Source organism: Peribacillus sp. P4_C12, from assembly GCF_056402095.1.
The window spans coordinates 1-13,125 of the sequence record NZ_JBFUIB010000081.1 but is presented as its reverse complement, the minus strand read 5'-3'; the positions used below and the strand labels follow the sequence as shown (position 1 = coordinate 13,125).

Here is a 13,125-nt window from a genome sequence, read left to right as displayed (position 1 = left end):
GGTTAGAGGTGCTGTAAGTATGTATATTCGATTCTATAACCATCATCGCTTCCAGAAAAAATTAAACAACCTGAGTCCATATCAATATAGAACTCAGGCTGCTTAATTGGTCTTTTTTATTTCTGTCTATTTGACAGGGGTCACTCCAAATATGGMGGGCCTTTTGTTTATCGACAAAAGGGAGTTTGGAATGGTCACATCCCGAACCGTGATTTTAAAAAATGGTTTAAYTCTGCTTTACGGAATYCTCAATGGATGGAAGAAATTTGCGACACTCCTGCCGAATAACTGGCTAGCCGAGACCCCACAGACGCTTGCGGCGAGGAGGCTTGGCAGACAGTCGGCGGAAAGGGAGCGGATTTCTGAAATCAACTGAAACGTTTTTCAATAAAAAAACTGCAGGCAAACTCGCTTTCTACGAATTTGTCTACAGTCTGAAGGCCTCCGATTGATATGGAGGGCCTTCCTTTGCCTGCTATTCTTTTCATTTCACAATCAGAATGTTTCAGCTGCTTTTGCAACGTTTTCCAAACCATCCGCGATGATTTTTTGTGTGCGATCAGGATACTGATTATGTCCTTCAATAACCACTTCTTCTGGATTTTTGATGCCCCATAGGCTAATGATGGTTTTCACTAAGTTTACAGCCATTTCAGCAGAAGCCATTCCTTCTACGGAATAATCTGAGCCACGAGCGTTTAAAAGCATGACTTTTTTATCACCAGCATATCCAACAGGACCTTCCGCTGTATAATTAAACATTTTTCCAGCTTGAGCCAAATAAGAAAGGTACGTGATTAGCGGAGCAGGTACCGTTGAATTCCATAAAGGAAAAGCAAATACTACTTTATCCACAGCAAGGAATTGATTTAAATATTGATCAACTAAACTAGCTGCTTTTTCTTCTTCAGGTGTCAGTTCAAAACCTTGGTTTCGTTTATACATCCCAGTTATCGCTGTATTACCATAGTACGGTAGCTCTTCTTTAAATAAATCTAACTCAATCACTTCATCCGTACCATTCGCTTCTTTATAAGTTTTTACAAATGTATCATACATTTTTGAGCTAATTGCCTGGTCTGCTGGACGATCGTTTGCTTTGATAAATAATACTTTTGTCATTTTTTTATTCTCCTCTGCACTTGTATCTTTATTTCCAAATAACTTACTGAAAAATCCCATTTTTTCTCACCAATGCTTTCTGAATATACTATAGTTCCAACCCTAAAGGCTTTAGATAACTAAATGAATCTCATTTCCTGACGGATCTGTGATGACATAAAAACCGTCTTCTTTTGTAGCTTCAGCACCAATTTTGTTTAGGTTTTCAATCACTTTGTTTCTCGCTACTTCATCTGCAAAAACAAGTGAATACCAGTTGAGCCCTACACTGTTTTTCTTTGGAGCAGGAGCGCCAACGCCATTCCATGTGTTTAATCCGATATGATGATGATATCCGCCGGTTGAAGTAAAGAGAGCCCCTCCAAATCGATTCACAATAGTAAACCCAAGACCCAACATGTAAAACTCTTCTGTTTTTCGTAGATCCGCTACATGTAAATGAATGTGTCCCATTAACGTACCAGCAGGCAGTCCGTTCCACTCGGCGTCACTTTCTGCCAGAAGGCTGTTTCCATCTAACGGGTCCGTTCCCATCGCAACTTCTCCATTTGACCATTTCCAGTCAGAAGATGGACGGTCCCAGTAGACTTCAATGCCATTTCCATCCGGATCAGTAATGTACAGCGCTTCACTTACATCATGATCCGAAGCTCCAAACCGGTATTCTATTTGAAGTAAATGACGTAAAAAGATCGACAAGTCAGCACGGGTTGGTAGCAAAAGAGCAAAGTGATATAAGCCTGTTGTTCTTCCTTCTTTTGGAATTACATCAGCGGGCTGCTCAAGCGTAAGCAACGGGGTTTTACCATCTGTTGTTAAAACAGCTTTACGATCCGTTTTTTTCAATAATTGGAGACCTATGATATCTTGATAAAACCTGATGGCATTATCCAAATGCATGACATTAATACTAACTTCCCTAACAAACGTAACGGGCTTTTGATGAAATTCCCCCATCATATTGTTACTTCCCTTCTTTATTAAAGAGTTTATTATCTAAAGAAAAAAGCGAGCGATTTGCACATGCTAGATAAACGGACATAGCAAGCAGTGCTAAGTCCAGCTCGTATCCTGCCATTTGTCCATTGCCAAGAAATCCAGCAGGTAATTTAGCCGTGAAAATGGCACCCAGCATAATAACGACAAACAAGATAGAAACGATTCGTGTTCCAAAGCCAACTATTACTGCAAGACCTCCGACTAATTCGATAAATGCTACCACATAAGCCATGAACCCAGGAATTCCGAGGCTATCAAAGAAGCCTGCCGTGTTACCTATTCCACCTTGAAACTTTGAAACTCCGTGAATGAAAAAAGTAAGACCTAAAATTATCCGTAAAAAAACTTGACCAGCTTCATTTCTATTCATGTTATTTATTCTCCTTTTTTGTTGGTTACTTTATGTAAGTAATTATATTTTAATAAGCTTATATTGTCAAGTAAGTTTAATAGACTTACATTAAACTTAACAAATCCCCCTATGTATCTTTCAATATATCGAATGAATTTCGAAGGACTATCTTGTCTAGAACAGCTGAATTAGTTGGGATCTTATTGGAGTTAATAAGTGTCAGTACATATGAAGGAAGGAATAGTAGAAGTAAATAAACTTATTCCTTAGAAAAAGTCATAAGGGTTTTTAGGAGCTGAACTCATAAATCATGAAARAAATAAAAAAACCTGAATACCTCAAAAAAAAGTGAGGGATCCAGGTTTTAAGGTTAATTTTTCTTTGATAATTGCAATGCATTTTTGATGCTTTTTAGTGATTTTGAGCTTCCATACATCAGGACTCCACCACGATAGATTTTCGCTCCGATAATACCAAGTAAAATAATTGTTAAAATCAATACAGCAATGCTTATTGCGATTTCCCAGAAAGGGACATCAAGCATTCCTACACGCAAAAACATAATCATTGGAGTGAAAAATGGAATGAATGATGTAATGGTAATATAACTAGCTGAAGGATTCCCTAGTCCAAACATCGCAATCATAAAGGCAATGACAACAAGCATGGTCATCGGTGAAATCATTTGCTGGACATCTTCAATTTTGCTGACAACGGACCCAAGACAAGCCGCAAGTGTCGCGTACAGAAGATAACCAAGCAATGCAAAGATGATCGCATAAATGATCGTTGAGATATTGATGCTGCCGAAACCAAAAAATGCGAAAAATCCTTCATTCATGCCTGTCAAGTTTTGCTTAATTGATAAATAACCCAATCCAAAAAATAAAATCATTTGTGTAAGACTAAGCAAAGCTACCCCCATTATTTTGGCAAACATCTGCGTGACTGGCGGGACACTTGAAATCAGGATTTCCATGACCCTTGATGTTTTTTCAGTGGCTACTTCCATTGCAATCATCGTTGCATACATCAACACACCGAAGTAAATAACGAATAAAAGCACATACACGAGACCACGGGCTTGATTGAGGTCTTCTTCTGTTTTTGCATTTTCCTGAAGTGCAATCGTTTCAAAGGCTGGCGGCGTATTTAATTGAGTGATTTGCTGCTCTGTCAATTTCAATTCATTCGCTGTGATTTGGCTTTTCAGTTGGGTAAGTGCGAGAAGCAAATCATTACTTACCATTGAATCTGAAATTTGATTCGCTTTATACGTTCCCTTAAAACCTAGGCTGTCATCCTTTTCGATTAACAGATACCCAACGATTTCTTCTACGTTAACCATTTCATCCGCTTCCTTTTCATCTTGGGCGGATATTATCGAGAGCTCATCGTTCACACCTGCTACCGCAGTCTTATAAGAATCAAATAAACTACCTTCAGTCAGATCGATAACGGCAACCTTTTCCTGATCATCACTATCGAATGTATCAATAAACTTCGAAATATTTGTAAGAACAAGAATCAATGCCATCATAATGACTGTAGAAATGATAAAGGATTTCGTTTTTAATTTTGATAGATATGTATGGGACAGAACAATCCAAAATTTATTCATAGACTGCACCTACTTTTTCAATGAAAATATCCGTCAGCGATGGTTCTTCCAATTCGAATTTTCGAACGAACCCTTTTGGAACAAGATCACGAATCATACTCTCAGCTACATCTTCACCAGTGACTTGAAGAATTTTCCCTTCCATCGTGTCCTTAACTTTTGTTACACCAGGATAAGCATCCAAGAAAGATAAATCAAAATCAGCTTTAATTGATACATTCTTTTTTCCAAAAGAACGCTTAATTTCTTTCAATTTCCCAGCCACTACGGGGGATCCTTTATGCATAATGCAAAGATGCTCACACATCTCTTCAACATGCTCCATACGATGACTTGAGAAAACAATCGTCGTGCCGCTGTCCCTCAAGTCGATGACCGCCTTCTTCAGCATTTCCACATTAACAGGATCTAGTCCGCTAAAGGGTTCGTCAAGAATAAGCAATTCCGGTTTATGAATCATGGAAGCAATCAACTGAATTTTTTGCTGATTTCCCTTTGAAAGCTCTTCAACACGCTTATCGATGTACTCTGGCACCATAAAACGATCAAGCCAATATTCTAACTCTTTCAATGCATCTCCTTTTCTCATGCCTCTTAATCTAGCTAAATATACAATCTGATCGCGCACCTTCAGCTTTGGATATAGTCCGCGTTCCTCAGGAAGGTAACCAATTAATGAACTGGTCGTATAATCGATTTTCTTGCCATCCCAAACTATTTCTCCTTCGGTTGGGTCAAGCAAGCCAAGTATCATACGAAACGTGGTTGTTTTCCCTGCACCATTCCCTCCTAAAAAACCAAACATTTCTTTCTCGGGGATAGTGAAATTTAGATTATTAACAGCTGTGAAATCTCCAAATTTCTTTGTGATTTCTTTGATTTGTAAAGCCAATGTACAACCTCCTATGACATTATTCATATTCCATATTAATAGAAAACTTTTCCAATTACAACTACCTTAGAGGAGCAAGAACATCTCTCCGCCACCATTCCGTTTGTAATTATATGCAAATTTCCACAAATAAAGTTCCAATATTTAACCCCAAACGACTGCCACATAGACAACCTTTGGACACTTCCCGTTTTTTTCTACGAATCTTAAGAAAAAAATTCCTTTCCTCTTCTTGCTACAGATTAGGCCAATGATAATGACTTCATGGAAATGCAAAGGCGATTTTCACATCGATATATAATAGACTCTCAATTCAAGTATTACTCGCAAATCAAAATAAACTAGTCATGCAGGAGTGCCTTATTCTTATCCTAATTGGCTGTTCACACCTGCTGGGGTAACTACTCCCTCCCGAACCTTTTAGTTTAATAACTTACTCATATAAAAAAACGAATTGCCGAAGCAACTCGTTTGATGGGTTTTACTGTTTGTATGTGTATAATATTGTTGAATTAATGATGAAAGAATCTGCAATAGTTCTGCCGACTTCTTCACATGCCACTTTGTGAAACTTTGTTGCATCGACTTGTTCATATAATAATTGATGTATGCCATCCACCGATCTAATGGCCACTATAGCCTTTGGATTCGTCTCAAATATTTGTTTTAAAATATCCTCTTTATTAGGAACAAGGCTGGCAATCCAGATAAGATCATATCCACTATAATCATGTAGAGCACCATCTTTTAAAATATAGCTTGAGTTCCTATCAATATCTAAATCTTGTATGAAACCCTGGCCATATGTATAAGCCTGCTTATCAATATCGAGACAGGTCATTTTTGAACCCAATTCTTGTTTAAGCAGTAAAGGGCTTAAAGGTAAAGGACCCGCTCCAATAAATGCGAACGAATGAAAATCATTTTTTACTTTTTTTAGTTCATGTATTTCTGTTTTGATCAGTTCTTTGTAGTTTTCCCAATAAATAAATGAACGAAAGTCATCTAAGGAATTCACCTTGCCAATAAATAATTTGGCATAGTAATCCTCCATTAAGGTTTCGGCAATCGTCAGCTTTTCAAGCATGGTTCCCCTAATTGATTTAATCTCCTTATCGTTAAGAATATCTTCTGCTATGGAATGATCTATTGGTTTAGAAAGAATGGAAACTAGTTCAGATAAAACGTGATTAATTATCTCATTATTTGGTGATAAATCTTGTTCTGCTAGTAAGATTTTATATGTTTCTGTATATGTATTAATGATTTTTTCTTGTTTTCTAGCTAATTCGATTGTCTTCATGTCTAACACTCCTCTAAGGAAATAATTTATGACTTAACTGTGGTATATACAGTGCTAAAAATACTGAACGCCCTAAGCTAAATACAGTAAAGGCCAACCATAACGCATGGTTTTGAAACGAAGGCACAAAGATATATAAGGTTATTAAAAAAACAATTAAGGAGTAAATCATTGAGTTCCGAATAGGCGCAGCTTCTGTAGCCCCTGTAAAAACACCGTAGAAAACGATGCCTACACTTGCCGAAAGAGGAAACAAAATAAGCCAGATTCCATAATCATTTGCCAAATCAATGACACTAGGTATGCGTGTAAATAGTGAAATGATGTAATCACTAAATAGATAGTAACTGGCAGCAATCATTAGAGAGGATAGGCCCCCCCATTGCCAGGACAACATAAGGGTCTTCTTATACAAGTGCTTATCCTTCGAACCAATGGCTTTTCCAACAAGAATGCTAGAGGCATTTGCGAACCCGTCAAAGAAGTAAGCCATTATATAGTGAATTTGAATAAGGACGGCATTGGCTGCCAATATCTCCGTTCCATATGACGCGCCCTTTGCCGTAAAGATATTAAAAACAGTTAGCAAACAGAGCGTTCTGATAAATAAGTCTCGATTCACCGCCATCATTTTTTTAAAAGATAATGGGTCAATCATCTCTTTAATGGGAGGCATTTTAATTCGATAGGGCGTCGCTTTCCAAATAATAAATAGCCCAATGAAAAAGGCTGTTACCTCTGATAGAAGAGTCGCTATAGCTACTCCAGATACACCCCATGCGAAAACATGGACAAACAACAAATCCAGAACAATATTCATGAGGTTCATAAACACTTGTAGCACTAACGAAACCTTGATTTTGGACATTCCCATTAGCCACCCTAAGATAACGTAATTCATTAAAGTAAATGGAATTCCCCAGATTCGAATGCTGAAGTATTCAGAGGCATATAAGTGAACGTCAGTGTCCGGGTTTATCAAGGTTAATGAAATATGTTCAATCGGACCTTGAAGCAGTATAAAAAATATTCCTACCGCAATCGCTATTAATAACGGCCTGATAAAGGCTAACATTCCTTGTTGTTCATTCTTTGCACCAAGTGCTTGTGCAGCAAATCCAGATGTACTCACTCGCAAAAAGCCGAACAGCCAATACATGGTATTAAAAATAATCGTACCTACAGCTACACCTCCCAAATAAGCCGGATTGGGTAACTGACCCACTACTGCCGTGTCCACCGCACCTATTAGAGGTGTCGTTATCGTCGAAATGGTCAAAGGAATGGCTAAGGCTAGATATGATCTGTGATTCACCGCATTTCCCCCCTTATGGTTCAAATCCTTATCTGTCGTTAATCAAAATCATTACGATTTATATTTTAAACAGATAGAGCGGTTTTCCTGATGTTCTTCATCATTCAAACATGGTTAATAATTCTTGTGTGTATGAATGACGGTCCATAGAAAAGAGGTTTTCCCTCTCGAATGAATCAACAATGACACCCTCTTTCATCACCATGATTTTTTGACTCATCTCATGCACAGCCGCCAGGTCATGAGAAATAAAAAGATATGAAATATCCAACGTCACTCGTAGTTCATCTAACAAACGCAATACGGCTGCTTGTGATAGCACATCAAGACTTGAAGCCGGTTCGTCTAAAATTATAAGCGCTGGTTCAATACTAATAGCGCGTGCAATGGTCACTCGCTGCTTCTGTCCTCCACTTAGTTCATGCGGAAATCGTTCAGCAAGCCCCGTTGGAAGTTCTACAGCTTCTAATAGCTGTGCGACAAAGTTTTCTTCACTTGTATACTGAAATTGTTTCATCTTAGCTTGACTGCTGTATTGCAGGTAAGGATCTATTAGCGAATCTTTTATCCTTAGTTTTGGATTCAACGCTGAAGCAGGGTTTTGTAAAACCGCTTGGATGTTTTTTCGGTACGGCTTTAAATTGCGCTCGCTTTTGTTTTGCAGAGGCGTCCCCTCGAACATGATTATACCTTTATTAATAGATTCAATCTGTAAAATGCAGCGAGCAAGCGTGCTCTTCCCGCACCCACTCTCTCCTACTAAACCTAGGCACTCTTTCCTCTCCATGCTAAAATTCACGTTTTTAAGAACTTCCACACCGTTATCGTACGTTTTATGGACATTTTTCACTTCTAATAAACTCATCCTGACACTCCTTCAAGTGTTAATGAACTCCTGCTTCTAAGTGATGGCGATGATTGAATCAGTTTATCTGTATAAGCGTGCTGCGGATGATTCAGCACCTGATTTTTATCACCGGTTTCTATGATTACTCCTTCTTTCATAACAGCAATTCGGTTCGCATATTTCTTCACATGACGCAAATCATGGGTAATGAACAAAATTGCACAGCCGGTTTCTACTTGCAACCGGGATAACAATTGCAAAACCTTAAAAGAAGATACACTGTCCAAAGCAGTAGTCGGTTCATCTGCTATCAATATATCTGGTTTAAGCAGCAGTGCTATCGAAATGGACACACGTTGAAGCTGCCCCCCGCTTAATTGAAACGGATATCTTCTATAGATATCTTCATAAAGGCCAACGGAAATAAGCGCTTCCACAGCTTGCTGCCGTCTTGCTTTTTTAGACAGTTTAAGGTGCGTCCGCTGATACTCCTCGAAGTGTTGTCCAATGGTAAGAAACGGAGTAAATGAACCTTGGTAATCTTGAAAAATATAAGCTAGGTGCTTTCCGCGAATTTTCCGCATTTCAGAGGAAGACAGCGTTAATAAATTCTTTTCTTGATACCATATTTCTCCCTTTGCTTGGAGATTTGGCGCTAGCAACTGTCCGATTGCCATTGCTGTCATGCTTTTGCCGCTACCACTTTGACCAACAAGTGCGAACCACTCTCCTTTATGGATGTCTAACGAAATATCTTTGACAATCCTATTTTGTTTTCCTATAACAGATAGATGATTAACGGTTAAAATACTCACGATTCCACCTCCTTTTTCACATCAAATTTATCACGCAAATAATCACCGAATAAGTTTGATAAAAGAACGACAAATCCAATAGCAAGTCCGGGATAAATCATCAGAAACAGATTGGATTGAAAGTAAGGACGGGCGTCATTGAGCATTGCTCCCCATTCTGGTGCTGGAGGCTGCGCACCGAGTCCAATATAAGACAGGGAAGATATGAGTAAGATGATTTTCCCTAAATCGAGACTTGCCAGTACGAGTACATTCCCAATAAGGTGCGGAAATAGATGTTTTCGCATAATTCGGAAGGAACTAACTCCATTAATTTTAGCTACCGTCACATAATCTTTCTGACGCTCAGTAATCACCGTACTGCGCACAAGCCGAGCATAGTTCACCCATTTCACTACAACAATGGCCAACAGCAGGTTCTCAATTCCCGGACCTAATAGACCACTCAACACAATAGCTACGATCGTATCTGGAAACGATAAAAAAGCATCTGCAATACGCATGAAAATTCGATCGATCAGACCTCCTTTGAATCCAGAAATCACCCCAAACGGGACGCCGATTATAACAGCAACTAATAAGGATAAGAGCCCATAGCCAACGGTCAGCTTTGTACCAAGCAGCAGACGCGTTAATACGTCACGCCCTAAGTGGTCCGTGCCGAGCGGATGTTCTAGGCTTGCTGGCAATAATCTTTCAGCCAGATTAACTAGTAGCGGATCATGTTTCAGGCCAAGAAAGGTGTACGCTGCAACAGCAAACACAAAAGCCATCGTTGTATAAATAGCGGCAGCTTTCCATCGTCTTTTGATTTGTTTTCTGAACACTAATTCCATCAACTATTATTCCTTTCCTTTAGTCTTAGCTCAGGATTCAAATATCGGTAAGTTAAATCCACTGCGCTATTTACCATAAATACAATAATAGCCATAATTAAAATGTATCCTTGGATGACTGGGTAATCACGAGACCGAATGGAGTCAACGACCATCTTCCCAATACCAGGATAGGCAAAAATCACTTCAACCACGACGACCCCGCCGATCAAGCTGCCAAGGCTAACGCCGAATACAGTTATGACCGGCGGTAAACTATAGCGAAATGCGTGGGCAAAGAAGATACGTATTTCTGAAATCCCCCTTGACCGGGCGGCTCTGATAAATTCATGACTAAGCGAGTCAATCAAGCTCGAACGCAGTAAGCGGACGTATACACTTGTAATGGCAAGGCCCAAAGTAACCGACGGCAAGACCATTGAAATGAATCCGTCCCTTCCCATTGTTGGAAATACCCCCCATCTCACCGCGAATAAATCAATCAAAAGTAGTCCCAGCCAAAAGCTAGGGATAGCTGCGCCTAATAATGAGACTCCACGACTTATCTGGTCAATCCAACTGCCTCTATATAAAGCAGCAAGCGATCCTAAAGGAATGGCTATACTAAGCATGACAAGTAAAGCACCCATTGACAGTTCAAGTGTCGCTGGCAGACCGCTTAAAATCATTTTCATCACAGGCTGATTCGTAATATAGGAATTTCCGAAATCTAATTGAACAAAGTCCGCAAACCAATGGCCATACTGCACAAGCAACGGATCGTTGAATCCCAATTCTTCACGAAGCTCATAGACTTGCTCGTTTGTGATCGATACATCATCCACTTGAAGAATTGATAGTACCGGATCACCTGGAGCGAGCCGCACAAAAAGAAAGCTGATAAATGTAGTAACAAGGATAAAAATCACAACCTCGATAAATCGCCTGCCTAGAATGCGGAACATTTACTTCACATCCAGTTCATTCGTCAGCATGTAGTATTCACTTCGCGAAGTGATCCAGTTTTCAACTTTATTGGAGTTATATGCAACAAGTGTGTTGGGATGTAAAATAAATGAGTTATATACTTGTTCATCCACATACATCGCAATTTCTTCAGCTAAATCTGAACGTTTTTTCTGCCCAACCGTTACGTTTAACTTGTCAATAAGTGCCGTCAAGTGATCGTCATCCGCACCACTGAAGTTTAAGGCGCCATTTGGATGATACGTTGCATTTAAATAGTAACCGGCATCTCCGCGCGGTGCCGTTAAATTACTGTACGTTGTTAAATCCCAATCCCGATTGGCAGCCATATACTCTTCCGGGATTTCAATCTGTTTGATTTTCACATCAATTCCTAGCTGCGCAGCATCCGATTGAAATACTTGAGCGATTAACGGTAAATCGGCACGTGAACTGTAAGTAAGAAGCGTAAACGAAAGCGGTTTGCCGTCTTTTTGCATAACATCATGTACTTTCTTATATCCTGCTTTTTCAAGATATTCTCTAGCCGCTTCCATTCCGTTCTCTTTTTTTGGATAGTCTGGAGCAAATGAGAACGTAGATGGAAAAGGTCCTGTGGCAACTTCTGCATGACCTTGTAAAATCGTATCCGCAATGGATGAACGATCTATCAAAGCATCTATAGCCTTACGAACGTGTATATCTTGCAGCGCTTTCCGTTCTAAGTTCATCGTCATTTGATGTACACGGAAAGTAGATGTGGACTCCACAGTTACCCCATCTATAGCTTCTAAATTTGCTAGGCTTTCAACTTCTGGACGGAAGACAATATCAGCATCTCCTGATTCAAGTGCAAGAGAGCGCGCGTTGGCATCTTCATTAAACGAAAATCTGGCTTTCTCCAGTTTCGCGGCTCCAGCCCAGTAAGAATCGTACCGCTTAAGATCCACTGCAGTTCCTGGTGTGAATTTCGACACGGCAAAAGGGCCTGTCCCAATTGGTTTGTTTATAAAGTCACTTTCCGTTACGTCAAGAATCGATGTGTTTGGATGAACCAATTCAGATGGGAACTCCGGAAAGGGAACTTCTGTTTTAATCATTAAAGTATTTCCTTTTGCTTCTATCGAATCAATGCGCAAGGCATTCTTAATCGCTAGACTATCTTTCATCGCCCTCTCTAAAGATGCCTTTACTGCCTCGCCATCCATAGGTTTTCCATTCTGAAACGTCACTCCCTCCCTTAGATTTAACTCCCATAATTGTCCATCTTTACTATTCCAGCTTTCAGCCAGCCAAGGCTCAATAGTCAAGTCCTTATCATTGAGATGTACCAAAGTTTCAGTAATTCCTGCACGAAGTGACACATAACTTGTATCAACATTAGGATCAAGCGAGCTAGTGGCAAAATTAAAAAGTAAATTCACTTCTTTTTTCTTTTTCTCTTGTTCTTTTGCAGTCTCGGAAGAACATGCTACCAAAAGAAAGAAAAAGACTGCTAGAAATAGAATAAATAATGATTTGTATTTCCTGAACATAAGATAATCCTCCATAAATATTTTTAGGTTTATATCAGATGTCGAAAATCGTATTGATTACGATTTATATCGCAGTTTTACTATCATGATTTGACAGGAAATAATTTCTTGATATTACTAGTGAGAGATTTCCCCAATCAGAAATCATTCAAATTGTCCCTTGTTTATAGGTTCCTTACTATGTATGGATTGGATAATCTTCTACCTTCTTTCCTGCTTCTCCTTTCTCCAAACTTACGCGAAGAGGACTAAACTCGAGTTAAAGTACGAACCCATGAGTAAATGCACTCAATTCACGAGTAAAGGCGCCAAATTCACGAGTAAAAGTGCCAAACTCACGAGTAACTGCGCTAAACTCACGAGTTAAAGTACCAAACTCACAAGTAACTGCGCCAAACTCTCGAGTAACTGCGCCAAACTCTCGAGTAAAAGTGCCAAACTCTCGAGTAACTGCGCTAAACTCTCGAGTAAAAGTACCAAATTCACGAGTAAAAGTACCAAATTCACGAGTAACTGCGCTAAACTCACGAGTTAAAGTACTAC

15 protein-coding genes are annotated in these 13,125 nt (G+C 39.4%); 2 read left to right on the top strand and 13 right to left on the bottom strand.

All coding sequences use genetic code 11. The annotated features are described in order from the left end of the window. The first annotated feature begins 19 nt into the window (after positions 1 to 19). Together AC1DUW_RS13040 and AC1DUW_RS13035 are read left to right on the top strand one after the other, a co-directional pair. Positions 20 to 106, top strand: coding sequence for an IS3 family transposase (locus AC1DUW_RS13040; protein WP_477642703.1), 87 nt, complete (start codon positions 20 to 22; stop codon positions 104 to 106). 84 nt (positions 107 to 190) lie between these two features. Next, positions 191 to 376, top strand: coding sequence for a hypothetical protein (locus AC1DUW_RS13035; protein ID WP_477642701.1), 186 nt, complete (start codon positions 191 to 193; stop codon positions 374 to 376). 119 nt (positions 377 to 495) lie between these two features. On the opposite strand, the gene AC1DUW_RS13030 is transcribed toward AC1DUW_RS13035, so the two are convergent. The 13 genes from AC1DUW_RS13030 to AC1DUW_RS12970 form a co-directional block, all read right to left on the bottom strand. Next, complete coding sequence (locus tag AC1DUW_RS13030; RefSeq protein WP_053347471.1) at positions 496 to 1,182, bottom strand: FMN-dependent NADH-azoreductase; 687 nt, start codon at positions 1,180 to 1,182, stop codon at positions 496 to 498. Between the two features lie 51 nt (positions 1,183 to 1,233). Continuing rightward, the gene (locus tag AC1DUW_RS13025) at positions 1,234 to 2,079 is read right to left on the bottom strand and encodes a VOC family protein (RefSeq protein WP_477642702.1); all 846 of its coding nucleotides are present in this window, start codon (positions 2,077 to 2,079) and stop codon (positions 1,234 to 1,236) included. Between the two features lie 7 nt (positions 2,080 to 2,086). Continuing rightward, the gene (locus AC1DUW_RS13020) at positions 2,087 to 2,491 is read right to left on the bottom strand and encodes a DoxX family protein (protein WP_053347472.1); all 405 of its coding nucleotides are present in this window, start codon (positions 2,489 to 2,491) and stop codon (positions 2,087 to 2,089) included. 352 nt (positions 2,492 to 2,843) lie between these two features. Then, positions 2,844 to 4,094 carry an ABC transporter permease gene (locus AC1DUW_RS13015; protein WP_477642700.1) on the bottom strand — a complete coding sequence of 417 codons (1,251 nt, stop codon included), beginning with the start codon at positions 4,092 to 4,094 and terminating at the stop codon, positions 2,844 to 2,846. Then, on the bottom strand, positions 4,087 to 4,986 hold the full coding sequence (locus AC1DUW_RS13010; protein ID WP_053347474.1) for an ABC transporter ATP-binding protein: 900 nt from the start codon (positions 4,984 to 4,986) through the stop codon (positions 4,087 to 4,089). Before AC1DUW_RS13010 ends, AC1DUW_RS13015 begins: the two co-directional genes overlap by 8 nt. Before the next feature lie 481 nt (positions 4,987 to 5,467). Further along, positions 5,468 to 6,289: a nicotianamine synthase family protein gene (locus AC1DUW_RS13005; protein WP_477642699.1), complete on the bottom strand. Its 822-nt coding sequence runs from the start codon at positions 6,287 to 6,289 to the stop codon at positions 5,468 to 5,470. Positions 6,290 to 6,302: 13 nt separating this feature from the next. Continuing rightward, on the bottom strand, positions 6,303 to 7,604 hold the full coding sequence (locus AC1DUW_RS13000) for an MATE family efflux transporter (RefSeq protein ID WP_477642698.1): 1,302 nt from the start codon (positions 7,602 to 7,604) through the stop codon (positions 6,303 to 6,305). Positions 7,605 to 7,704: 100 nt separating this feature from the next. After that, on the bottom strand, positions 7,705 to 8,469 hold the full coding sequence (locus AC1DUW_RS12995) for an ABC transporter ATP-binding protein (RefSeq protein WP_477642697.1): 765 nt from the start codon (positions 8,467 to 8,469) through the stop codon (positions 7,705 to 7,707). Continuing rightward, on the bottom strand, positions 8,466 to 9,266 hold the full coding sequence (locus AC1DUW_RS12990) for an ABC transporter ATP-binding protein (protein ID WP_477642696.1): 801 nt from the start codon (positions 9,264 to 9,266) through the stop codon (positions 8,466 to 8,468). Before AC1DUW_RS12990 ends, AC1DUW_RS12995 begins: the two co-directional genes overlap by 4 nt. Then, entirely contained in the window at positions 9,263 to 10,039 is a 777-nt protein-coding gene (nikC, locus tag AC1DUW_RS12985; protein ID WP_236695023.1) for a nickel transporter permease, read from the bottom strand. The genes AC1DUW_RS12990 and nikC overlap by 4 nt, the downstream gene beginning before the upstream one ends. Positions 10,040 to 10,101: 62 nt before the next feature. Then, a complete protein-coding gene (gene nikB, locus AC1DUW_RS12980) occupies positions 10,102 to 11,046 on the bottom strand; it encodes a nickel ABC transporter permease (protein ID WP_477642695.1) in 945 nt (314 codons plus the stop codon). After that, complete coding sequence (gene nikA / locus AC1DUW_RS12975; protein WP_477642694.1) at positions 11,047 to 12,582, bottom strand: nickel ABC transporter substrate-binding protein; 1,536 nt, start codon at positions 12,580 to 12,582, stop codon at positions 11,047 to 11,049. 259 nt (positions 12,583 to 12,841) lie between these two features. Further along, positions 12,842 to 13,125: hypothetical protein (locus AC1DUW_RS12970; RefSeq protein WP_477642693.1), on the bottom strand; the 284-nt coding region annotated here is incomplete at its 5' end.

Bases quoted from the DNA above. Each gene is read 5' to 3' on its own strand.
- AC1DUW_RS13025 (WP_477642702.1), bottom strand. From the start codon at position 2,079: ATGGGGGAATTTCATCAAAAGCCCGTTACGTTTGTTAGGGAAGTTAGT.
- nikC (WP_236695023.1), bottom strand. From the start codon at position 10,039: ATGGCTTTTGTGTTTGCTGTTGCAGCGTACACCTTTCTTGGCCTGAAA.
- AC1DUW_RS12995 (WP_477642697.1), bottom strand. From the start codon at position 8,469: ATGAGTTTATTAGAAGTGAAAAATGTCCATAAAACGTACGATAACGGT.
- AC1DUW_RS13005 (WP_477642699.1), bottom strand. From the start codon at position 6,289: ATGAAGACAATCGAATTAGCTAGAAAACAAGAAAAAATCATTAATACA.
- nikB (WP_477642695.1), bottom strand. From the start codon at position 11,046: ATGTTCCGCATTCTAGGCAGGCGATTTATCGAGGTTGTGATTTTTATC.
- AC1DUW_RS13040 (WP_477642703.1), top strand. From the start codon at position 20: ATGTATATTCGATTCTATAACCATCATCGCTTCCAGAAAAAATTAAAC.
- AC1DUW_RS13030 (WP_053347471.1), bottom strand. From the start codon at position 1,182: ATGGGATTTTTCAGTAAGTTATTTGGAAATAAAGATACAAGTGCAGAG.
- nikA (WP_477642694.1), bottom strand. From the start codon at position 12,582: ATGTTCAGGAAATACAAATCATTATTTATTCTATTTCTAGCAGTCTTT.
- AC1DUW_RS13015 (WP_477642700.1), bottom strand. From the start codon at position 4,094: ATGAATAAATTTTGGATTGTTCTGTCCCATACATATCTATCAAAATTA.
- AC1DUW_RS13020 (WP_053347472.1), bottom strand. From the start codon at position 2,491: ATGAATAGAAATGAAGCTGGTCAAGTTTTTTTACGGATAATTTTAGGT.